The sequence below is a fragment of the Saccharopolyspora erythraea genome, from assembly GCF_018141105.1.
Classification (GTDB): domain Bacteria; phylum Actinomycetota; class Actinomycetes; order Mycobacteriales; family Pseudonocardiaceae; genus Saccharopolyspora_D; species Saccharopolyspora_D erythraea_A.
Genome location: NZ_CP054839.1, coordinates 8,222,970 through 8,243,897 on the forward strand (window position 1 = coordinate 8,222,970; position 20,928 = coordinate 8,243,897).

Annotated in this window: 20 protein-coding genes; 11 read left to right on the plus strand and 9 right to left on the minus strand. The window is 70.8% G+C overall.

Annotated features, from left to right (window positions below):
• The first annotated feature begins 70 nt into the window (after nucleotides 1-70).
• The 9 genes from HUO13_RS37100 (at nucleotide 71) to HUO13_RS37140 (ending at nucleotide 11,050) form a co-directional block, all read left to right on the plus strand.
• A complete protein-coding gene (locus tag HUO13_RS37100; RefSeq protein WP_211899469.1) occupies nucleotides 71-619 on the plus strand; it encodes an NUDIX hydrolase in 549 nt (182 codons plus the stop codon).
• Complete coding sequence (locus tag HUO13_RS37105) at nucleotides 616-2,943, plus strand: DUF6049 family protein (RefSeq protein WP_249124349.1); 2,328 nt, start codon at nucleotides 616-618, stop codon at nucleotides 2,941-2,943. Before HUO13_RS37100 ends, HUO13_RS37105 begins: the two co-directional genes overlap by 4 nt.
• Before the next feature lie 66 nt (nucleotides 2,944-3,009).
• Nucleotides 3,010-4,923 carry a murein biosynthesis integral membrane protein MurJ gene (gene murJ, locus HUO13_RS37110; protein WP_249124350.1) on the plus strand — a complete coding sequence of 638 codons (1,914 nt, stop codon included), beginning with the start codon at nucleotides 3,010-3,012 and terminating at the stop codon, nucleotides 4,921-4,923.
• A gap of 96 nt (nucleotides 4,924-5,019) precedes the next feature.
• A complete protein-coding gene (locus HUO13_RS37115; protein WP_211899471.1) occupies nucleotides 5,020-6,588 on the plus strand; it encodes a protein kinase family protein in 1,569 nt (522 codons plus the stop codon).
• Between the two features lie 57 nt (nucleotides 6,589-6,645).
• Nucleotides 6,646-7,254, plus strand: coding sequence for an RNA polymerase sigma factor SigM (sigM, locus tag HUO13_RS37120; RefSeq protein WP_009945745.1), 609 nt, complete (start codon nucleotides 6,646-6,648; stop codon nucleotides 7,252-7,254).
• Between the two features lie 47 nt (nucleotides 7,255-7,301).
• Nucleotides 7,302-8,036, plus strand: coding sequence for a hypothetical protein (locus HUO13_RS37125; protein ID WP_211903415.1), 735 nt, complete (start codon nucleotides 7,302-7,304; stop codon nucleotides 8,034-8,036).
• Between the two features lie 192 nt (nucleotides 8,037-8,228).
• Nucleotides 8,229-9,230, plus strand: coding sequence for a thioredoxin-disulfide reductase (gene trxB, locus HUO13_RS37130; RefSeq protein ID WP_211899472.1), 1,002 nt, complete (start codon nucleotides 8,229-8,231; stop codon nucleotides 9,228-9,230).
• Nucleotides 9,231-9,262: 32 nt separating this feature from the next.
• Entirely contained in the window at nucleotides 9,263-9,589 is a 327-nt protein-coding gene (gene trxA / locus HUO13_RS37135; protein ID WP_211899473.1) for a thioredoxin, read from the plus strand.
• A gap of 309 nt (nucleotides 9,590-9,898) precedes the next feature.
• The gene (locus HUO13_RS37140) at nucleotides 9,899-11,050 is read left to right on the plus strand and encodes an N-acetylmuramoyl-L-alanine amidase (protein ID WP_211899474.1); all 1,152 of its coding nucleotides are present in this window, start codon (nucleotides 9,899-9,901) and stop codon (nucleotides 11,048-11,050) included.
• 237 nt (nucleotides 11,051-11,287) lie between these two features.
• Here the strand turns inward: HUO13_RS37140 and HUO13_RS37145 are convergent, their stop codons facing one another.
• Nucleotides 11,288-11,923, minus strand: a complete 636-nt coding sequence (locus HUO13_RS37145) for a GNAT family N-acetyltransferase (protein ID WP_211899475.1) — start codon at nucleotides 11,921-11,923, stop codon at nucleotides 11,288-11,290.
• A gap of 266 nt (nucleotides 11,924-12,189) precedes the next feature.
• Between HUO13_RS37145 and HUO13_RS37150 the strand changes: the two genes are divergently transcribed.
• The gene (locus HUO13_RS37150; RefSeq protein WP_211899476.1) at nucleotides 12,190-13,527 is read left to right on the plus strand and encodes a PLP-dependent aminotransferase family protein; all 1,338 of its coding nucleotides are present in this window, start codon (nucleotides 12,190-12,192) and stop codon (nucleotides 13,525-13,527) included.
• A 98-nt stretch (nucleotides 13,528-13,625) separates the two neighbouring features.
• Nucleotides 13,626-14,573, plus strand: coding sequence for a D-alanine--D-alanine ligase family protein (locus HUO13_RS37155; RefSeq protein ID WP_211899477.1), 948 nt, complete (start codon nucleotides 13,626-13,628; stop codon nucleotides 14,571-14,573).
• 116 nt (nucleotides 14,574-14,689) lie between these two features.
• Here HUO13_RS37155 and HUO13_RS37160 read toward each other — a convergent pair whose 3' ends face one another.
• The 8 genes from HUO13_RS37160 to rpmH form a co-directional block, all read right to left on the minus strand.
• Nucleotides 14,690-15,712 (minus strand): ParB/RepB/Spo0J family partition protein, encoded by a 1,023-nt coding sequence (locus HUO13_RS37160; protein WP_211899478.1) that lies wholly within the window; start codon nucleotides 15,710-15,712, stop codon nucleotides 14,690-14,692.
• Nucleotides 15,709-16,608, minus strand: a complete 900-nt coding sequence (locus HUO13_RS37165) for a ParA family protein (protein ID WP_249124352.1) — start codon at nucleotides 16,606-16,608, stop codon at nucleotides 15,709-15,711. Before HUO13_RS37165 ends, HUO13_RS37160 begins: the two co-directional genes overlap by 4 nt.
• A gap of 110 nt (nucleotides 16,609-16,718) precedes the next feature.
• Nucleotides 16,719-17,426 carry a 16S rRNA (guanine(527)-N(7))-methyltransferase RsmG gene (gene rsmG / locus HUO13_RS37170; protein ID WP_211899479.1) on the minus strand — a complete coding sequence of 236 codons (708 nt, stop codon included), beginning with the start codon at nucleotides 17,424-17,426 and terminating at the stop codon, nucleotides 16,719-16,721.
• Nucleotides 17,427-17,689: 263 nt separating this feature from the next.
• The gene (locus HUO13_RS37175; protein ID WP_211899480.1) at nucleotides 17,690-18,232 is read right to left on the minus strand and encodes a protein jag; all 543 of its coding nucleotides are present in this window, start codon (nucleotides 18,230-18,232) and stop codon (nucleotides 17,690-17,692) included.
• Between the two features lie 33 nt (nucleotides 18,233-18,265).
• Nucleotides 18,266-19,276, minus strand: a complete 1,011-nt coding sequence (gene yidC, locus HUO13_RS37180) for a membrane protein insertase YidC (RefSeq protein WP_211899481.1) — start codon at nucleotides 19,274-19,276, stop codon at nucleotides 18,266-18,268.
• Nucleotides 19,277-19,280: 4 nt separating this feature from the next.
• Entirely contained in the window at nucleotides 19,281-19,589 is a 309-nt protein-coding gene (gene yidD / locus HUO13_RS37185) for a membrane protein insertion efficiency factor YidD (RefSeq protein ID WP_211899482.1), read from the minus strand.
• 50 nt (nucleotides 19,590-19,639) lie between these two features.
• The gene (gene rnpA / locus HUO13_RS37190) at nucleotides 19,640-20,131 is read right to left on the minus strand and encodes a ribonuclease P protein component (RefSeq protein ID WP_211899483.1); all 492 of its coding nucleotides are present in this window, start codon (nucleotides 20,129-20,131) and stop codon (nucleotides 19,640-19,642) included.
• A 10-nt stretch (nucleotides 20,132-20,141) separates the two neighbouring features.
• Nucleotides 20,142-20,285 (minus strand): 50S ribosomal protein L34, encoded by a 144-nt coding sequence (gene rpmH, locus HUO13_RS37195; protein WP_211899484.1) that lies wholly within the window; start codon nucleotides 20,283-20,285, stop codon nucleotides 20,142-20,144.
• Between the last annotated feature and the right edge of the window lie 643 nt (nucleotides 20,286-20,928).

Here is a 20,928-nt window from a genome sequence, read left to right on the forward strand (position 1 = left end):
GGTCGGCACGCCCGCGTGCCGTACGCGGTACGACGCCGACTCGCACCCCGTCGGCACTACCATCGGCGGCATGCCTCCGACGCCCGGCCGCTCCGGCGGTACCCAGCCGGGGCGTCGGAACCGGCGCCGGCGCCGCCGGCTGCGGACGGTCGACGAGACCTCGGCCGGCGGGCTGGTGGTCGACGACGGCCGGGAGCTCGCTGCGATCATCGGGAGGCTGGACCGCAAGGGCCGGCTGCTGTGGTCGCTGCCCAAGGGCCACATCGAGCAGGGTGAGACCCCGGAGCAGACCGCCGTGCGGGAGGTCGCCGAGGAGACGGGCATAACCGGCCGCGTGGTCTCGGCGATCGGCATGATCGACTACTGGTTCGTGGCGGGCAACCGCCGCGTGCACAAGACCGTGCACCACTTCCTGCTGGAGGCGGTGCGCGGTGAGCTTTCCGACGAGGACGTGGAGGTCACCGAGGTGGCGTGGGTGCCGCTTGGTGAACTGGAGCAGGTGCTGGCCTACGCAGACGAGCGGAGGCTGGTGCGGCGGGCGCTGACGTTGCTCGACGGCGCATCGGACATCGCGGCCGGTTCCCGACCGGCCCGGGGCAGTGGGACGGAGCCGGCGTGAGGTTTGTGCTAGCGGCCGTGATCGCGGTGTTGCTGCTCGGCGCGGTCCCGGTACCGCAGGCGACCGCGCAGAACGACGATCCGCACGCCCGACTGGAAGTGTCGAAGATCACACCTTCGGTCGCGGGTGCGGGCGCGCCGCCGGAGGTGACCGTCAGCGGCACGCTGACCAACACCAGCTCCCGCGCCATCCACGACGTGGAGGCCCGCATCCAGCGCGGCGAGCCCGCGGCCACCGAGGCCGCCGCTCAGCGGGCCGTGCGCGACGGCTCGCAGACGGTCGCCGAACAGAACTTCACCTCGATCACCGGCAGCCTCGCCCCAGGTCAGCGGGTGCCGTTCGAGCTGAGGATCCCGTTCACCGGACCCAACTCGCTGCAGGTCACCTCGCCCGGCGTCTACCCGCTGCTGGTCAACGTCAACGGCAGGCCGGCGGGCGGCGCCCGCGCCCGCATCGACGAGGCGCACTTCCTGCTGCCGGTCCTCGCGGCGCCCGGCGCGCCGCCCTCGGCACCGCCCAAGCCCGCCCCTACGACGATGCTCGTCCCGATCGTCGACTACCCGCGCCTGTCCCGCGGGCCGGTGCCCGGCTCGCGACCGGTGCTCATGGACGACCTGCTGTCGGAGTCGCTCGCGCCCGGCGGCAGGCTCTACGAGCTGGTGCGCGCCGTCGGCGAGACGGCTGGGCCCGGCTCGCGGCTGGGCAACTCGCTGTGCTTCGCCATCGACCCCGACCTGCTCGCCACGGTTCGCGCGATGCAGACCGGCTACCTGGTGCAGCAGCCCAGCGGCGGCACGGTGGAGGGCATCGGCGCCGGTACCGCCCGGCTGTGGCTGAGCAAGCTGAAGGAGGCCACCGCCGGCCGCTGCGTGATCCCGCTGCCCTACAGCGACGCGGACGTGGTGGCGCTGGGCCGGGCCGGACTGCCCGACGTGATCAGGGGCGCGCTCGACACCAGCAGCAGGCAGCTCGTGCAGGAGACCCTCGGCGTCGAGCCGCGCAAGGACGTCCTGTGGCCGGTCGAGGGCGCCATCGACGAACCCGCCGCGGGCCAGGTCGCCGCCCAGGCGCCCGACGGCCCCGGCATCACCACGGCTCTGCTGCGCCCCGAGGCGATCTCCGGTCCGGCGCCCGCGCGGGTCCGCGGCAGCGGCATCGCCGCGCTGAGCATCGACCCGCTGGTCGCCTCGGCGCTGGACCCGCTGCGCGACACCGCGCGCGAGACGACCGAGCTCTCCCCGCAGACCGGTGACGGCGTCGTCGCCGCGCAGAACGCGCTCGGCGCGCTGGCCTTCCGCGCCAACACCGGCTCCGCTCCCGGCGGCTCGGTGCTGGTCGCGCCGCCGCGGCGGTGGAACGTCAGCGGCGAGGACGTCCGCGCGCTGCTGACCGGCATGGACCAGCTCGCGGCCGCGGGCCTGGTGCAGCCGACGTCGCTGCCGGAGCCGGACGCGGCGAAGCTGCCCGAGGTCGACCTGAGCTACCCGGTCGACGCCGCGGGGCGGGAGATCCCGCGCCGGGTGCTCAACGAGCTCGCGGCGCAGAACTACCGGGTCGGCGACCTGTTCCGCGCCGCCGACCGCGAGCCAGCGGTCAACGTCCAGGAAGCCGACGTCACCAACCCGATGCGCAACGCCCTGCTGCGGGGCGCGTCCAGCGCCTGGCGCGGCAACCCCGATGCGGCCCGGTACTGGGTCAACGCCGGGCACAGGGCGCTTGACCTGGAGTTCTCGCGGGTCCGGCTGGAGGAGCCCAACGGAAAGCTCACCCTCGGGGGCGAGTCCGACAACTACATCCCGCTGACCGTCGCCAACGACCTGCCGGTCACGGTCTCGGTGGTGTTCCGCATCCCGCGCACGCCCGGGCTCGAGACCAAGGACCTCGGTGTGCTGCGGATCCCGGCGCAGGGCAGGCGCAGCTTCTTCCTGCCCACCACGGTGCACCGCTCCGGCCAGTTCACCCTCGACATCTCGCTGGCCACACCGTCGGGCACCGAGCTCGGCCCGCCGAAGCGGCTGCGGCTGGAGTCCGGGGCGTACGGCCCGGTCATCCTGGTGCTGACGATCATCGCGGCCTCGCTGCTGATCGTGCTCTCGGCGTTCCGGGTCTACCGCCGCTTCCGCAACCGCGTCCACCGGGTGGCCGAGGCCAACGCCGCCGTGGCCGACCAGCCGGACGCCGCGTCCCAGGCTTCCGAGCAGCCGGACACCGAATCACCGAGTACCGAACAGTCGAGTACCGGACAGTCGAGCAACGGGCAGACGGGTACCGAGTCGCAGACCACTCCGCTCACGACCACCGAAAGTGACCGCAGCCCGGGCTGACATCCTGTTCGGGTGACGCCCCGTTCGGAGCCAGGGGTGAACCCGGTGAGCGGAGGATTTGAGTTGGTGAACCGAGACAGGGAGCCGGCCCGGCCCGGCCACGTGCCCGGCACGCGACCGACCGCGCCCCCGTCGGAGCAGCCGACCCGTCCGCTCCAGCGCAGGCAGGCCCCGGGACCGCACGGTCCCGGGCACTCGGCCCCGACCCAGCAGGTCCCAGCCCCGCAGCGTCCCGCACCGCAGGGCGCCACCGCGCAGCGACCGCCCCAGCGCGGCTGGCACGCGGCGCCGACCGAGCCGATCCCGACGGTGGTGCCGGAGCCCGGCATGGACCAGGCCGCCGAGCAGGCGCTCGAGCAGACCCAGGTCATCCGGCCGGTCGCGCCGGGCAAGCCGTCGCTGCTGCGGGCCAGCGGCTCGATGGCCATCGCCACCCTGATCAGCCGCATCACCGGCTTCCTGTGGAAGGTGATGCTGGCCTGGATGGTCGGCACCGGCGTGGTCAACGACTCGTTCACCGTCGCCAACAACCTGCCGAACAGCGTCTTCGAGTTCCTCATCGGCGGCATCCTGACCAGCGTCATCGTGCCGGTGCTGGTGCGCGCCGCCAAGACCGACGACGACGGCGGCGAGGCATACGTGCAGCGGCTGCTGAGCCTGTCCGTCGTGGTGCTCGGCGTCGGCACCGTGCTGTCGGTGGTCGGCGCGTCGTGGCTGGTCTGGGCATACGCCTCCGGCGAGGACAAGGGCAATCCGGAGCTGGCGACCGCCTTCGCCTACTTCCTGCTGCCGCAGATCTTCTTCTACGGCGTCAGCGCGCTGGTCAGCGCGATCCTGCAGTCCAAGGAGATCTTCAGCCCGCCCGCGTGGGCCCCGGTGGTCAACAACCTGGTGGTCATCGCCACCATCGGCGTGTACGCGATGCTGCCGGGCGAGATCGTCATCGACCCGGTGCGGATGACCGACGCGCACCTGATGACCCTGGGCATCGGCGTCACCCTCGGCGTGGTCGCGCAGGCGCTGATCCAGCTGCCGGCGCTGCGCCACACCGGCATCCGGTTCCGGTGGCGGTGGGGCTGGGACTCCCGGCTCAGCGAGTTCGGCGGGCTCGCGCTGTGGATGATCGCCTACGTCGGCATCAGCCAGCTCGGCCTGATGGCGATGAGCCGCGCGGGCACCAGCGCCGGTGCGTGGGCGATGTACAACATCGTCTGGATGCTGCTCCAGCTCCCGTACGGCGTGATCGGCTTCTCCGTGATGACCGCCATCCTGCCTCGGATGAGCGGCGCCGCCGCCGACGGCGACCACAAGCGCGTGATCGACGACCTGTCGCTGGGCAACCGGCTCTCGGCGGTGACCCTGCTGCCGATCAGCGCGGTGATGACCGCGCTCGGCACTCCGATCACGCTGGCACTGCTCGGTTTCGGCGAGAGCGCGACCGACGTCGGCAAGATCGGCATCGCCCTGACGCTCTCGGCGTTCGGCGTCCTGCCCTACGCGGTCACGATGATGCAGATGCGCGTGTTCTACGCCATGAAGGACGCGCGCACCCCGACGCTGATCATGGTGCTGATGACGGTCTTCAAGGTTCCGCTGTCGTTGCTGGCGGCGAACCTCGAGACACCGCTGCAGGTGCTCTGCGCGCTCAGCGTCATCAATTCGGTGAGCTTCGTGCTGGGCTGGCTGGTCGGCGAGATCTGGCTGCGGAGCAGGCTCGGGCCGCTGCGCAGCCGCCGTTTCATGGTGACGCTGGGCAAAACGCTGCTCGCCTCGGCGGGCGGTGGACTGCTGGCGTGGCTGGTCGCGCTCGGCGTCGACGCCGTCATGCCGGGTGCCGCCGGGCCCGGAACCGGCTGGATGCAGGCGGTCGCCGGGAGTGCTATCGGTCTCGTCGCGATCTTCGGACTGATGTCCTTGCTGCGGGTTTCCGAACTCCAGCCCGCGATCGGGCGGCTTACGGGTTTGCTGCGTCGTCGATAAGTTCGGCGTCACGTACCCTCGAACGGGAAGTCTCCTTTCGTGGGGGAGGGGGTGTCTGGTGCCCCCGGCTGGACCGGAAGGAGCGGGAGAGGGAAGGTGACCAGCAAACCGACCGAGCAGGTAGCGCCGGAACGCGACGAGTTCGCCGGGAGCGAGGGTTCCAAAGAACAGGGCCTCACTCCCGGTTCCGTGTTGGACCATGGGCGTTATCGGCTGCTCGCAAAGGTCGGCACCGATCCCAGATGTGACGCGCAGCTCTGGCGCGCGAAGGACGGTGTCCTCGGCCGGGACGTCGCGCTGACGATCCTGGTCGGTGATCGTGCCGACTCCGAGGCCTCCGGCAACGCGCGCCGCACGCTGGAACGCGCGATGCACGCGAGCACGTTCAACCACGTCGGCGTCGCGCGGGTGCTCGACGTCGTCACGCAGTCGCCCGGTGATCCGCAGGGCGTGCTCGGCGTGGTGATCGCCGAGTGGACCCACGGCACCGACCTGCTCGACCTCGTCGCGGAAGGGCCGCTGCCGCCCGGGACCGCCGCCCGGCTGCTCCAGCCGCTGGCCGCGGCCGTCGAGGCGGCCCACCACGCCGGCCTGGTGCTCGGCGCCGACCACCCGCAGCGCATCCGGGTCACCCCGGACGGCGAGGTCCGGATGGCGTTCCCCGGTCCGCTGGCCAAGGCGACCTCCAGCGAGGACGTCCGCGGGCTGGGTGCCGCGCTCTACCTGCTGCTGACCGGCAGGTGGGCGCTGCCGGACGGACCGGAGGACGTGCCGAAGGCGCCGGTCGGGCCGGACGGCACGATCGTCGCGCCGCGCACCCTTCGCCCCACCGTGCCGCTGGAGCTGTCCACCGTCGCGGTCCGCGCGCTGGGCAGCCCGGACCAGACCGGCACCACGGGCGGCGTCCGCACCGGCGCGGCCGTGCTGCGGGTGCTCGAGCAGCACGCGTCGTTCGACGCGCCGACGACGTCCGTGCAGGCGCCGTCGACCAGCGGGGACACCCGCGACAACGAGGTCTGGAAGACCGAGGACCCCAAGCCCGACCAGGTCAAGCGCAAGAAGCTGTTGATCAGCGTCGGCGTGCTGGCGCTGGCGACGCTGCTGGTGGTCGGCTGGCTGGCCACCAACCTGATCAGCGTCTTCACCTCCGCCGACCACCCGAGTCAGCAGGGCACCATCATCAGCAACCCCGGCGGCCAGCCGGGGCAGCCGCCCGCACCGCCCGCCGCGCCGATCGCGATCACCGGCGGCACGCAGTACAACGCCAACGGCTCCCCGGACAACCCGAACAGCTTCCGCCTGATGTACGACGGCGACCCGGCCACCGACTGGCACACCTCGGGCTACAACCAGCAGCTCGGCCCGGGCGGGATCAGCAGCGCCACCGGCGGTGTGCTCACGCTCGAGCGCGCCGCGACGCCGCGCGAGGTCGTCATCGACTCGCCGAGCGGCGGCGCGCGGGTCGAGATCCACAAGGTCGAGGGCGCGCCGTCGCCGAGCGCGGACACCCTGATCGGTTCCGGCAAGCTGGAGGCGGGCCGGACGCCGATCCAGATCGAGATGACCGGCAAGACCGAGAAGATCCTGATCGTCTTCACCCAGCTCGTGCAGGGCGCCGACGGCAGGTTCTCGTCGCAGATCAACGAGGTCACCGTCACCGGCTGATATCACTGGCGCAACGGGGCAGCCGGTGGGAGCCGGCGATCAGTAGAGTGCTCAATCGTGTCTGTCCCCGTCAGATCGGACGCCGACCTCATCGCGGCGCACACCAGTGGAGATCCACATGCGTTCTCCGAGCTCTTCCGCCGGCACCGGGACCGGCTGTGGGCGGTGGCGTTGCGCACGATGCGCGACCACGAGGAAGCGGCGGATGCGCTGCAGGACGCGATGATCTCGGCCTTCCGAAACGCCTCTTCGTTCCGCGCCGAATCCCAGGTCACCACGTGGTTGCACCGGATCGTGGTGAACGCCTGCCTGGACCGCATCCGCAGGCGCCAGGCCAGGCCGACCGTGCCGCTGCCCGACACCGGGCCTGCCGAGCCCGCCGTCCCGCGCGACGCCATGGCCGAGCAGGACACCCGGATGGCAGTGCAGGACGCGCTCGCCGAGTTGCCCGAGGACCAGCGCGCGGCGATCGTGCTGGTCGACGTCGAGGGTTACTCGGTTTCCGAGACCTCGGCGATGCTCGGCGTCGCCGAAGGCACCATCAAGAGCCGTTGCGCACGTGGCCGCACGAAGTTGGCGAAACTTCTGGGGCACCTGCGGAACCCAAGTGCAGATGCGAACGTCCCAGATGGAGCCAAGGCCATGCGTCGACGGGAGGGACGATGAGTGGCGAAGACCGGCGCTCGGGGGCGCCGCAGGGCCCACCATGGTCCGTGGACTTGCTGGCTGATTTCCAGGCCGGGGTGCTCGACCAGGAGACCGCGGACCGGGTGCGGGTCCAGGTCGAGGAGGACCCCGAGGCCAGGGAGATCCTGGCCGCACTGGACGCCACCACCGCCGACCTCGGCGACCTGCCGCCGCTGTCGATCCCCGACGACGTGTCGGCGCGGATCGACGCGGCGCTCGAGGAGGAGGTCAGGGCCTGGTCGCAGCAGGCGCCCGCTTCCCAGCAGAGCGCACCGGAAGCGCAGTCGGCCCGCGTCGTGGACTTCGCCGAGGCCAAGCGCCGTCGCAGGCGCAGGTTCACCGCAGGCGCCGGCGTGCTCGCCGCCGCTGCCGCGGTCGCGGGCATCGTGGTCTTCTCCGTCGGTGGCGGACCGTACGAGAACGCCGCTCAGCCGCCGTCGGGCACGTCCAGCGGCAGGCCGCCACTGGCGTTCCAGGGCGAGGTGTCGTTGAGCCCCGCGCAGTTCTCCGAGGCGCTCAACGGCGAGAAGCAGTACGCGGCGGCGCTGGCCGACCCGGCCAAGCTCGTCGGCTGCCTGCAGGCCAACGGCGTGCAGGGGTCCAACCCGCTCGGTGCCCGCGAGGTCACCCTGGACGGGCGTCCCGCGCAGCTGCTGATCCTGTCCTCCGGCGAGATCGGCCGGTTCCGGCTCTTGACGGTCGGCACCGACTGCGGGCCGGGCAACCCGGCCACCCTGTCGGACACCGCCTTCGGCGGCTGATCCCAGTACGTGGGAGGCATTACCGGCCTTCCAAGCGTCGCTGCCAGCGCGGTCCCGGCTGATGCCGGGGCCGCGCTGTGCTGTGCCCAACGGGCCCACCGGCCCGGGAACAGAGCCGCATAGGATCGCGTTCACCCAGTACGCAGGCGCAGACAGGCGCCGCGGGGAGCACGCGACAACGGAAGGGGCACGGTGACTGGCGACGTCCGCAACGTGATCATCGTGGGCTCTGGCCCGGCCGGTTACACCGCTGCGGTGTACGCGGCTCGGGCGGAGCTCGAACCACTGGTCTTCGAGGGCACCCAGTTCGGCGGTGCGCTGATGACGACCACCGAGGTGGAGAACTACCCGGGCTTCCGCGAGGGCATCCAGGGCCCCGACCTGATGGAGCAGATGCGGTCGCAGGCCGAGCGCTTCGGTGCCGAGCTGCGCGCGGAGGACGTCGAGTCGCTGGAGCTGTCGGGCGAGATCAAGACCGTCCACGCCAACGGCCAGACCTACCGCGCCCGCGCCGTCATCCTCGCCATGGGTGCCGCCGCTCGCTACGTCGGGGTGCCGGGTGAGGAGCGCCTGCTCGGCCGCGGTGTCTCGGCGTGTGCGACCTGTGACGGGTTCTTCTTCCGCGAGCACGACATCGCCGTGGTCGGCGGGGGCGACTCGGCGATGGAGGAAGCGACCTTCCTGACCCGCTTCGCCCGCTCGGTGACCATCATCCACCGGCGCGAGGAGTTCCGGGCCTCCCGGATCATGCTGGAGCGCGCACGGGCCAACGACAAGATCAAGTGGATCACCAACACCGTCGTCGACGAGGTCCTCGGCGACGGCTCGGTGTCCGGGCTCAAGCTGCGCGACACGGTGACCGGCGAGACCTCGGAGCTCGGCGTGACCGGCATGTTCGTCGCCATCGGCCACGACCCGCGCAGCGCGCTGGTCCGCGACCAGATCGACGTCGACGACGAGGGGTACGTGCTCGTCCAGCAGCCCAGCACCCACACCAAGCTGCCCGGTGTCTTCGCGGCAGGCGACCTGGTCGACAAGACCTACCGGCAGGCCGTCACCGCCGCGGGCTCCGGCTGCGCGGCGGCCATCGACGCCGAGCGGTGGCTGGCCGAGCAGGAGGCCGTCCCGACCGCCGAGATCGCCTCGGAGTTCGTCGGCGGCGGCTACGCGGCGCAGACCCTCACCACCCCCTGACCTCGCACTCGACCTCAACAAGGGAGATCAACATGGCCGGCAACACCGTGACCGTCGACACCGACTCGTTCAAGTCCGTCGTCCTGGACAGCGACAAGCCCGTCCTCGTGGACTTCTGGGCCACCTGGTGCGGCCCCTGCAAGATGGTCGCCCCGGTGCTGGAGGAGATCGCCGGTGAGCACGGCGACAAGATCACGGTCGCCAAGCTGGACATCGACAAGAACCCCAGCCTGCAGAGCGAGTACCAGGTGATGTCGATCCCGACGCTGCTGCTGTTCTCCGGCGGCGAGCCGGTCAAGCAGATCGTCGGCGCCAAGCCGAAGGCCGCGCTGCTGTCCGACCTGCAGGACTACCTGTGACGCTGCGACAGCGCTGCGCTGTGACGTTGGCAGCCATCTGAAGCAACCCACCAACGCGGTCCCGCCGTCCCATCGATGTGCATGGGGTGGCGGGACCGCGTTTTCGCGTACTGCACGCGATCGTGTACACACACATGGTCCCCACGCCCTCCCGTGGTGCCGACGGGCCATAGCGCCGTGACACGACAGGCAAGGCACAATGACCCAGTGCCCGGAAACGCGAACCGGACACGAGCAAGCAGGACACCGGGGGATTAGGACCATCCTTCGCGTCGGTCCCCACCGACGCCTGAATCGAGCGAGGAGTGCATGCAGCTGCTCCACCGCGGTGACGTCGGTCCGGCCGTTGCCGAGATCAGGAACACCCTTGCTGCGCTGGGTCTGCTACCGGCCCCCAACGGCCGACCGGATCCCGCCACCTACGACGCAGCGGTGGAACACGCGGTCCGGGTCTTCCAGCAACAACGCGGTCTCATCACCGACGGGGTCGTCGGCCCGGCCACCTACCGCGCGCTCACCGACGCCCGCTGGCGGCTCGGCGACCGCTCGCTGGCCTTCCTGGTCTCCAAGCCCGTCAGCGGTGACGACGTCTTCGCCCTGCAGGAGCGCCTGCTGGAGCTCGGCTACGACGCGGGACGCCCCGACGGCATCTTCGGCCACGAGACCGAGCAGGCACTGCGCAGCTTCCAGCGCGACTACGGCCTGAACCCCGACGGCATCTGCGGTCCCGGCACGCTGCGCGCGCTGCGCCAGCTCGCGCCGAAGGTGCGCGGCGGCCGTCCGGTGTTCCTGCGGGAGCAGGAGAAGGTGCGGCGGGCCGGTCCGCGGCTGCGCGGCAAGCGCATCGTCATCGACCCCGGGCACGGCGGTGCCGACCGCGGTGTCTGCGTCGGCGGCGTGTCGGAGGCCGACGTGGTGTGGGACCTCGCGCGGCGCCTCGAGGGCCGCATGATCGCCACCGGCATGGAGGCGCTGATCTCCCGCGGCCCGAACGCCAGCCCGCCGGACGCCGAGCGCGCCGCCTTCGCCAACGAGGCCGGCGCCGACATGTTCCTGTCGCTGCACACCGACGGCAACGCCTCGCCGCTGGCGCAGGGCGTGGCCAGCTTCCACTTCGGCACCGGCAACGGCACCACCTCGACCGTGGGGGAGGCACTGGCAGGCTTCCTGCAGCGCGAGATCGTCGCCCGCACCGGGATGCGCGACTGCCGCACGCACCCGAAGACCTGGGAGGTCCTGCGGCTGACCCGGATGCCCGCGGTGCGCATCGAGATCGGCTACCTCACCAACGCCGAGGACCACCGCCGCCTGATGGACCCGCGCTTCCGCGACATCGTCGCCGAGGGGCTGCTTGTCGCGATCAAGCGCCTGTACCTGCTCGGCAAGGACGACCAGCCGACCGGCACGTTCACCTTCAACGACCTGCTGCGCCACGAGCTCGCTCGCGCCGAGGGCGCCTGAGCCCTGCCGTGCCGGATCGGCAGGGTGTGCCGATCCGGCAGGTCAGCGGCACTCCGGTCGATTCCGGCACGCTGCACCCCGGCACGGCACATGCCGAATCGGAAAGTCATGGCGGCAGGCGCCGCGGAACGCGAGTGACAGGAGTTGCCCGTGTTTCACGTGAAACCGCCGGGCCGGCTGCCGATCCGGAACAGGTGCCGTCGCCGATAGGCCCCGTGCCGCCCCTGAGATCCGCTGTCAGCGGCTGAACGCGCCGCCGAGGGCCGGTTCCGCTGTCTTGACCGAAACCGAGCTCAGCAGGCGTTCCAGGGCGGCTTCGACGTCTTCCTTCCACGAGATCGCCGTGCGCAGCTCCAGCCGCATGCGCGGCCACTTCGGGTGGTGCCGGACCGTCTTGAAGCCCACCTGCTGCAGGAAGCCCGCCGGGATCACGCAGCCGCCCGCCGTCTCCTGGAGGTCGCCGAACGCCTCGATCGCCTTCACACCGCGCCGGGTCAGGTCCTTGGCGACGCTCTGCACGAGGACGCGGCCGAGGCCGCCCTGCTCGAACTCGGAGTTGATCCGCAGTGCCGTCATGAGGACGGCGTCGGCACTGACCGGGGAGGTCGGGAACGCCGCGGCACGCGGCACGGCGGCAGGCGGCGCGTACATGGCATAGCCCGCGGGCACGCCGTCGACGTAGATGATCCGACCACAGGAACCCCACTCCAGCAGCACGCTGGATACCCAGGCCTCCTTCTCCAGGTCGGTCTCGCCGAACTCCTCGGCCTGCTCCCGGACGTGCGGCGCCAGCTCCCAGAACACGCACCGGCGGCACTTCTTGGGCAGGTGGTCGAGGTTGTCCAGCGTGACGCCGACGACACGTCGCGACACCCTGGCCTCCTGGAAACCCGCGTGGAGCCCCGCAGAAGGACCTGGCGGGGCGTGGTCAGGATATGCCGCGGTGGTCGGCACCTCCAAGCGCTGCGGTCCGCGGCATCACTATCGATGGGGTGAGATGGGTTACCGCCGAGTCGGTTTCTGCGAGGCGCCCGTTACACGACGGCGGTGTTACCGCGATAACACGGTTAGAATCGCGCGATCGCCGTCGTAGCCCGCGACGAGCACCCGAAGCGCACAACCGAACCCCGGAGCGCGGAATGTCCGATCACGGAAGCCAGCCGAACGACAGCACGCCCGACAAGCAGGGCGCGGCACGCAGCCTCGATGCGCACGTGGAGCGTTACGCCCAGCGCACCGCGGGCATGACGGCCTCCGAGATCCGAGCTCTCTTCGCCGTGGCCAGCCGCCCCGAGGTGGTCTCGCTGGCCGGCGGCATGCCCAACCTCGCCGCGCTCCCGCTGGACTCGATCGCCGGTGAGGTCGCCGGCCTGATCTCCGCCGACGGTCAGTCCGCCCTCCAGTACGGCTCCGCCCACGGCGTGCCGGAGCTGCGCGAGCAGATCTGCGAGATCATGGCGATGGAGGGCATCAACGCCCACCCCGACGACGTCATGGTGACCGTCGGGTCCCAGATGGCGCTGGACATGGTCACCCGCATCTTCTGCGACCCCGGCGACGTCGTCCTGGCCGAGGGCCCCTCCTACGTCGGCGCGCTCGGCTCCTTCGCCGCCTACCAGGCCGAGGTCGTGCACGTGGCGATGGACGACGAGGGCCTGCAGCCGGAGGCGCTGCGGCAGGCGATCAGCGAGGTGTCCGCCCAGGGCAAGCGGATCAAGTTCCTCTACACGATCCCGAACTTCCACAACCCCGGCGGTGTCACGCTCGCAGTCGACCGTCGCGCCGAGGTGCTGGAGATCTGCGCCCAGCACGGCATCCTGGTCCTGGAGGACAACCCGTACGGGCTGCTGGGCTTCGACGGGCAGACCTACCCGGCGCTGCGCAGCCTCGACCCCGAGAACGTGGTCTACCTCGGCTCGTTCTCCAAGACCTTCGCCTCCGGCCTGCGGGTCGGCTGGGTGCTGGCCCCGCACGCGGTGCGCGAGAAGCTGGTGCTCGCCGCCGAGTCGGCGACCCTGTGCCCGCCCACGCTGAACCAGATGATCGTCTCCCGGTACCTCACCTCGCACGACTGGCAGGGCCAGATCAAGATCTTCCGGGAGCAGTACCGCGAGCGCCGCGACGCGATGCTGGGCGCGCTCGAGCAGCACATGCCCGAGGGCTGCTCCTGGACCCGGCCGGACGGCGGGTTCTACGTGTGGCTGACCGCTCCCGAAGGGGTCGACACCAAGGCGATGCTGCCGAGGGCGGTCACCCAGCGCGTCGCCTACGCCTCGGGCACCGGCTTCTACGCCGACCGGCTCGGCAGCAGGCAGATGCGGCTGTCGTTCTGCTACCCGACACCGGAGCGGATCCGGGAGGGCGTGCGCCGGCTGGCGAACACGCTCACCGACGAGATGGAGCTGGTGCGCACCTTCGGTTCGGTGCCGCAGCGCGCCGTCCAAGGACCGCAGGCTCCCTCGCCCGACACCGCGTAATCTTCACGCGGCCACGAGTTCCAACCGTCCGGTCCACTGCGCGTGGCGCTCACAGCGCCACGCGCAGTGGACCATCACTTTTCAGGGGTGTTCGAAGATTGTCCGATCGCTGGGTCGCCGTGCTGGCCGGCGGGCTCTCGCACGAGCGTGATGTGTCGCTGCGTTCCGGTCGGCGGTTGTCCGCCGCGCTCCGGTCCGTCGGGATGACGGTCGCGGAATGGGACGCCGATTCGCGGCTGCTCTCCCGCATCGAGCAGGAACGCCCGGACGCCGTTGTCGTCGCGCTGCACGGCGGCGAGGGGGAGAACGGCGCGGTCCAGTCGGTGCTCGACATGTACGGCATCCCCTACGTCGGCACCGATCCGCGGGCCTGCCGCCGGGCGTGGGACAAGCCGACGGCCAAGGCCGAGCTGGCCCGTTCCGGGCTGACCACCCCGGACTGGGTGGTGCTGCCGCACGCGACCTTCCGCGAGCTCGGCGCGCAGTCGGTGCTCGACGCCCTGGTGGCCAAGCTCGGCCTGCCGCTGATGCTCAAGCCGGACCAGGGCGGCTCGGCGCTGGGTGCCCGCGTGGTGCGCGAGGCCGCCGACCTCCCGTCGGCGATGGTCGGCGCGCTTTCCTACGGCGACACCGTCCTCGTCGAGAAGTACATCGAGGGCACCGAGGTGGCGATCGGCGTGCTGGACGGACCGGACGGCCCCGAGGCGCTGCCCGCGGTGCAGATCGAGGCGACCAACGGCGTGTACGACTACACCGCCCGCTACACCGCCGGGCTGACGACGTACCGCGCTCCCGCCGAGCTCAGCCCGGAGACCGCGGCCGCCGCCGGCGAGCTCGCCGTCGCCGCGCACCGGTTGCTCGGGCTGCGCGACGTCTCCCGCACCGACGCGATCATCGACCGGGACGGCACGGTCCACTTCCTCGAAGTGAACGTGTCGCCCGGGTTGACCGAGACCTCGCTGCTGCCGATGGCAATCGAGGCGGCCGGGCGGTCGCTGGGGGACGTGTTCGCGACGCTCGTGGAACGGGCGATCTCCCGAACCTGATGTTTCACGTGAAACAGGGCCCGCCTTCCCGGCGGGCCCTGTTCGTTTCGGCGGCTTCTTCAGCCGCCCGATTTGCCTTATTTTTCAGATCGTCACCGTGACGGAAAGCCCCGGTGTCATTGGTCGTCGATCTGACGCGCCTTCTCGCCCAACATCAACTCCGCGAGGCGCTCAAGATCGTCCACCGAGCCGAACTCCACGACGATCTTGCCCTTGCGGCGTCCGAGCTCGACCTTCACCTTGGTGTCCAGCCGGTCCGACAGCCGCTCGGCCAAACCCTGCAACCCGGGCGCCTGCATCTGCTTGCGGGGAGCGGGCTTCGCCTGCTTGGCCGGGCCGTCGCTCTTCTTCAGCGTCACCGCTTCCTCGGTGGCGCGCACCGAAAGCCCCTCCGCGACGATCCGGCTGGCGAGCTCCTCCTGGCCGCCGGGCTCGTCCAGGCTCAGCAGTGCACGCGCGTGGCCGGCCGACAGGACCCCGGCGGCGACCCGGCGCTGCACCGGCATCGGCAGCCGCAGCAGCCGGATCGTGTTGGTGATGACCGGACGGCTGCGACCGATCCGGTCGGCCAGCTCGTCGTGCGTCACGCCGAACTCGTCGAGCAGCTGCTGGTACGCCGACGCCTCCTCCAGCGGGTTCAGCTGCACCCGGTGGATGTTCTCCAGCAGCGCGTCGCGCAGCAGGTCGTCGTCCTGGGTCTGGCGGACGATCGCCGGGATCGTCTCCAGCCCGGCGCGCTGCGCGGCACGCCACCGGCGCTCGCCCATGATGAGCTCGAACTGGTCGGTCTCCAGCTCGCGGACGACGATCGGCTGCATCAGGCCGAACTCGCGAATGGAGTGCTGCAGCTCCGCCAGCGCCTCCTCGTCGAAGACCTGGCGCGGCTGCTTCGGGTTCGGCGTGATCGCCTGGATGTCGACCTCGCGGTAGACGGCGCCCGCCACGGTGCCGCCTGTTTCACGTGAAACATCCGGCTCCTCCTCCGCAGCGGAGGTGGAGGACGAGGGAGCGCTGAACCCGGACCCGCGCAGGCGGACGCTGGTCGAGGTCGAGGTGGACGTCGAGCCACCCTCGGCGGGCGGGCCGCTCGGGATCAGCGCGGCGAGGCCCCGACCGAGACCACCCTTTCGCTCGGTCATGCCGACTTCCTTCCAGCGCCGCGCTCGGCGATCTCCTTCGCGGCGTCGAGGTAGCTCATCGAGCCCCGCGAGCCCGGGTCGTAGGTCAGGACCGTCTGCCCGAAGCCAGGCGCCTCGGAGATCTTCACGCTCCGCGGGATCACCGTGCGCAGGGTCAGGTCGCCGAAGTGACCGCGCACCTCGTTGGTGACCTGGTCGGCCAGCTTGGTCCGGCCGTCGTACATCGTCAGCAGGATCGTCGACACCCACAGCGCGGGGTTCAGGTGCGACTGCACCAGCTCGATGTTGCGCAGCAGCTGCCCCAGACCCTCCAGCGCGTAGTACTCGCACTGGATCGGGATCAGCACCTCGTGCGCCGCGACGAGCGCGTTCACCGTGAGCAGGCCGAGCGACGGCGGGCAGTCGATGAAGACGTAGTCGGGGGCGAGCTGCTCCAGCGCCTCGGAGTTCAGCGCCTCCTTCAGCCGGGCCTCGCGGGCGACCATCGTCACCAACTCGATCTCCGAGCCGGCCAGGTCGATCGTCGCCGGAACGCACAGCAGGTTCTGCGACTGGGTGCTCGGCGCGGCGGCATCGGCGATGCTGATCTCGCCGAGCAGCACCTCGTACACCGACGGCACGCCCGACCGGTGGTCCACGCCGAGCGCGGTGCTCGCGTTGCCCTGCGGGTCGAGGTCGATGACGAGGACCTTGAGCCCCTGCAACGCCAGACCGGCGGCCAGGTTCACCGTGCTCGTGGTCTTGCCGACGCCGCCCTTCTGGTTGGCCACCGTGAGGATGCGCCGGCGGTCGGGGCGGGGGAGCTGCATGGTCTCCGGGTGCAGAACCCGGGTCGCGCGCTCGGCCTCCTCCATGATCGGAGTCCAGCCGATGTCGGTGGATCCGTAATCGCTCATCGACTGCTCATTCCCACTCGCTCCCGTCGAGGGGAAGCGCATACCGCCCACGGCGCGTCCCCTTGTTTCACGTGAAACATGACCCGCTCCGTTCGACTCCGGATTCACCGTCAACGATCCTTCCTCGTCCGACGCCCACCGTCACGACGCCGACCGGACGTAGTTCTGGGCTGCGCCCGTTCCACCACTACGACGGTCGTCGGCACTTCGAGCACTCCGTCACCACAAGAAACCACTTCGAGGCGGCCCCCACCGGCCGCACGGATCGCCGTCGCATCCCGCTCGATCTCCTCGGCAGCGGACGAGCCCTTCAGCGCGAGCAACCGGCCTTCCGGACGCAGCAGCGGCAGGCACCACTTCGCCAGGCGTGCCATCGGCGCCACCGCGCGAGCGGTGACCACGTCCTGGCCCGCCAGCCGCTCCCGCACCGGTCCCTCCTCGGCACGTCCACGCATCACCTCGGCGTTGAGACCGAGCTCCGTGATGACTTCCTGCAACCACGCCACCCGCCGGGCCATCGGCTCCAGCAGGGTCAGTTCGAGGTCCGGGCGAGCGATCGCGAGCGGAATGCCCGGCAATCCCGCCCCAGAGCCTACGTCCACCACCCGGCAATTCGGTGGTAGCAACTCCGCAAGTACCGCAGAGTTCAGCAGATGTCTTTCCCAGAGCCGGTCCAGCTCCCGTGGACCGATCAGTCCTCGCCGGACACCGTGCTCCCGGAGCAGCTCGGCGAACCGCCCGGCCGTCGTCAGCTCATCGCCGAACACGGTCTTCGCGACGTCCGGAGTCCGTACCGGCTCACCTTCCGCAGCGGTCACAGTCTTCCATCCCGGTGTCGATGTTTCACGTGAAACGGAGCAACGTCACGAAGGCGTTGCGCGGCGAACTCCGCGCCGAGCGCGGGTGCACCTCTTAAGCCTGCCGGATCGACCTTCGCGACCTGACACCAACCCGTCCGAGTTGTTTCACGTGAAACACGCACCGGGCGGAGGTCGCCACGAGGTCATGGTCCCCGACAAAGCAAAACGCTCGGCCGGGGGGAGTCCCCAGCCGAGCGTTGCGTCTTACCGCTCCGGCGGTGTCAGCTCTTGAACACGACGACCTTGCGGTTCGGCTCCTCGCCCTCGCTCTCGCTGTGGACGCCCTCGACCGCCGCGACCGCGTCGTGGATGATCTTGCGCTCAAACGGCGTCATCGGACGCAGCCTGGTCTCCTTGCCGGTCTCCAGCACGGACTCGGCGGTGGTGCGCCCGAGAGTCGTCAGCTCCTCGCGACGACCCGCGCGCCACCCGGCGATGTCGAGCATCAACCGGCTGCGAACGCCGGTGTCCTGCTGCACCGCGAGCCGGGTCAGCTCCTGCAGGGCTTCCAGGATCTGGCCGCGGTTGCCGACCAGCTTCTCCAGGTCTTCGCCGCCGTCGATGCTCACCACCGCGCGGCCGGCCTCCACGTCGAGGTCGATGTCGCCGTCGTAGTCGAGCAGGTCCAGCAGCCGTTCGAGGTAGTCACCCGCGACGTCGCCCTCCTGCACGAGCAGCGTCTCGGCGTTGCTGGGGGAGGACTCGGAGTTGACGGTCGGCTCCGGCGCCTCGGCCTGGCTCGGCTCCTGCACGGTCTCAGACACTGGGTGTCTCCTCTCCAGGGGTATGCGACGGCCTCACCGGGTCTCGCCCGGCTTGTCGGTGTCGCGGGAACGGTCTTCGATCACCCCGGGGATCTCACCGGGTTCGTCGTGGGAGGCCGACTCCTCGACCTTCGCCGCGGGCTCGGCCTTCGCCTCGGCCCCGGGCTCGGTGGCGCTCCGCGCGGCGGGCTCCGCCTTCGCCGCGCCGGTGCTGCCGCTCGCGGTGACCGCGGTCGAGTCGACCACAGCGGGCGCGCCGGCCTTCTCGGCCTCCTCGCGGTCGATCCGGCGGTAGACCACGCGCTGCTGCCCGAGCGTCCAGAAGTTGTTGGCCAGCCAGTAGATCAGGATCGCCAGCGGCAGGAACGGTCCGCCGACGATGGCGAACATCGGGAACAGCCACAGCGTCATCCGGTTCATCACCGCGGTCTGCGGGTTCTGCGCGGCCTCGGCCGTCTGCCGCTCCACGCCGTGGCGCGCGGTGAAGTGGGTCGCGATCGCGGCCGCGATCATCAGCGGCACGCCGACCAGCAGCATCGAGGTCCGGTCGGTCTGGAAGTGCGCGAGCACCTCCGGCGCCTGGCTGATGGTGTTCGACAGTTTCGCGCCGAACAGGTCTGCCTCGACGAAGGAGGCGACGTCCTCGGCGCTGAACACGTAGTTGGAGGGAGCACCGGGCCGGAACCCGTTGAGCACGTGGAAGAGGCCGATGAAGACCGGCACCTGCACCAGCATCGGCAGGCAGCCGCTGACCGGGTTGAACCCGTGCTCGGCCTGGAGCTTCTGCATCTCCTGGGCCATCTTCTGCCGGTCGTCGCCGTACTTCTCCTGCAGCGCCTTGATGTGCGGCGCGAACTCCTGCATCTTCTTCATCGACCGGACCTGGTGCACGAACGGCTTGAACAGCAGCGCCCGCAGCGTGAAGACCAGGAACACGACCGACAGCGCCCACGCGAAGCCGCTGGCGGGGTCCAGCACGAAACCGAACACCTCGTGCCAGAACCACAGGATGGCCGACACCGGGTAGTAGATGAAATCCAGCACTGAGCTACTCCTCGGCAGGGGTCTGGGGTGCGCGGGCACGACCTGACGTCCGGCGCGGCGGCACCGGGTCGAGTCCGCCCGGGTGCCACGGGCCGCAGCGAAGCAGCCTGCGCGCGGTGAGCCAGCTGCCCCGGAGGGCGCCGTGCACCGTCAGCGCCTCGACCGCGTACGCGCTGCAACTCGGGTAGAAGCGGCAGGACGGCGGCAACAGGGGAGAGATCACCTTGCGGTAGGCGTGCACCGGAACCAGCAGCACCCAGGCGAGCGGGCTCGCGCGCCGGCCTGGCGCTCGGAGCCTGTCTTCGTCGGTCACGAGGTCGTCCCGTGCCGGATCGCCTGCTGGTCTCACGGCGTCTTCTGCCATCACCTGGAACCCGTCGGAGGGCGTGCGGCGCCTTCGGCCCGGGTGCCGGTCAGGCGCAGCTTGCGCAACGCCGCGTCGAGGTCCGCACCGAGGTCCCGGCTCGGCGCACCGGCCGCCGGGGGCAAGGCGCGTACCACCACCAGTGTGCCAGCGGGCAGCGCCGGGATGCGGTCGCGCATCAGGTGGCGCAGCTGACGGGCCACCCGGTGCCGGACCACGGCCGAACCCACGGCCTTGCTGACGACAAAACCCACCCGGGTCGACTCGCTCGAATCCCGGGTGGGTGCCGTGTGCACGTCGGCTTCCGGTGACTCCGCGCGGTGGGACGGTCGCCCTTCGTTCCGGCCCGGGGGCGCGTCGAGTTCGGCGCGCGCCTCGGTGTCCGGCGGCAACACGTGCACCACCAGGCGGGACCGTCCGGCTCGGCGACCGCGGCGGACCACCAGGCGGAACTCCTGGCTCCTGGTCAGCCGGGCAGCCGCAGGAAGCACAGGCCGGCTGTCAGGCGGTCAGGCTGGCGCGACCCCTGCGACGGCGCGTGGCCACGATGGCCCGGCCCGCCCGGGTGCGCATGCGCAGCCGGAAGCCGTGCTTCCTGGCACGACGGCGGTTGTTCGGCTGGAAGGTGCGCTTGCCCTTGCTCACGGTCGGATCTCCCGGTTACTACAGGCACGATGGCCACGGCTGGCCATGCTTGGTCTGGTCAGGTGTCCCACTGTTCTCAAGCCGCAGCCGCTCAGCCGACACCGAGCGGTGTGCATGGCACCTGCACGCGTCGGGCAGTGACATCTGCCCAAGCGACATGCCCGCTCGTGAAGCGGGGGACTGTACGAGAGTACGCAGAGGTCTTCACCCGGTCGAATCCGGGGTGCCTTCGGCCGCTGCCGAGGCGGGCTCGGCAGTAGCCTGCCACACCGCCGATCTTGACGCACGGCGATGGGGTGGCTTGTCGCCCGATGGGCGCCTTGCTAGCGTGCGCCCCTGCGATCCGGCCCGGCGAGGTGGGAGTCACCGGGCCCCGCGAGGTGTGCGTGACCTCGGTCGCAGCCGTGCCACCGGGCAGGTGGGGCGTTGCGGGGGACCCACGGCGGAACGATCGAGTACTCTGTCGTACCTTCGTACACAGTTGTGGACAACTCTGTGGACACCTGTGTGGGCAGGTGCCGTCAGGGTCTGACCCGCAAGGCGCAGCGCTCGCCGATCCCGCTCGTGACTCGTCGAGTGCGGTGTCCGGCCTGGGCAGCAGCGACGCAGGTCATTGCGCAGGCGAGGGGAGGGGAGCACACCG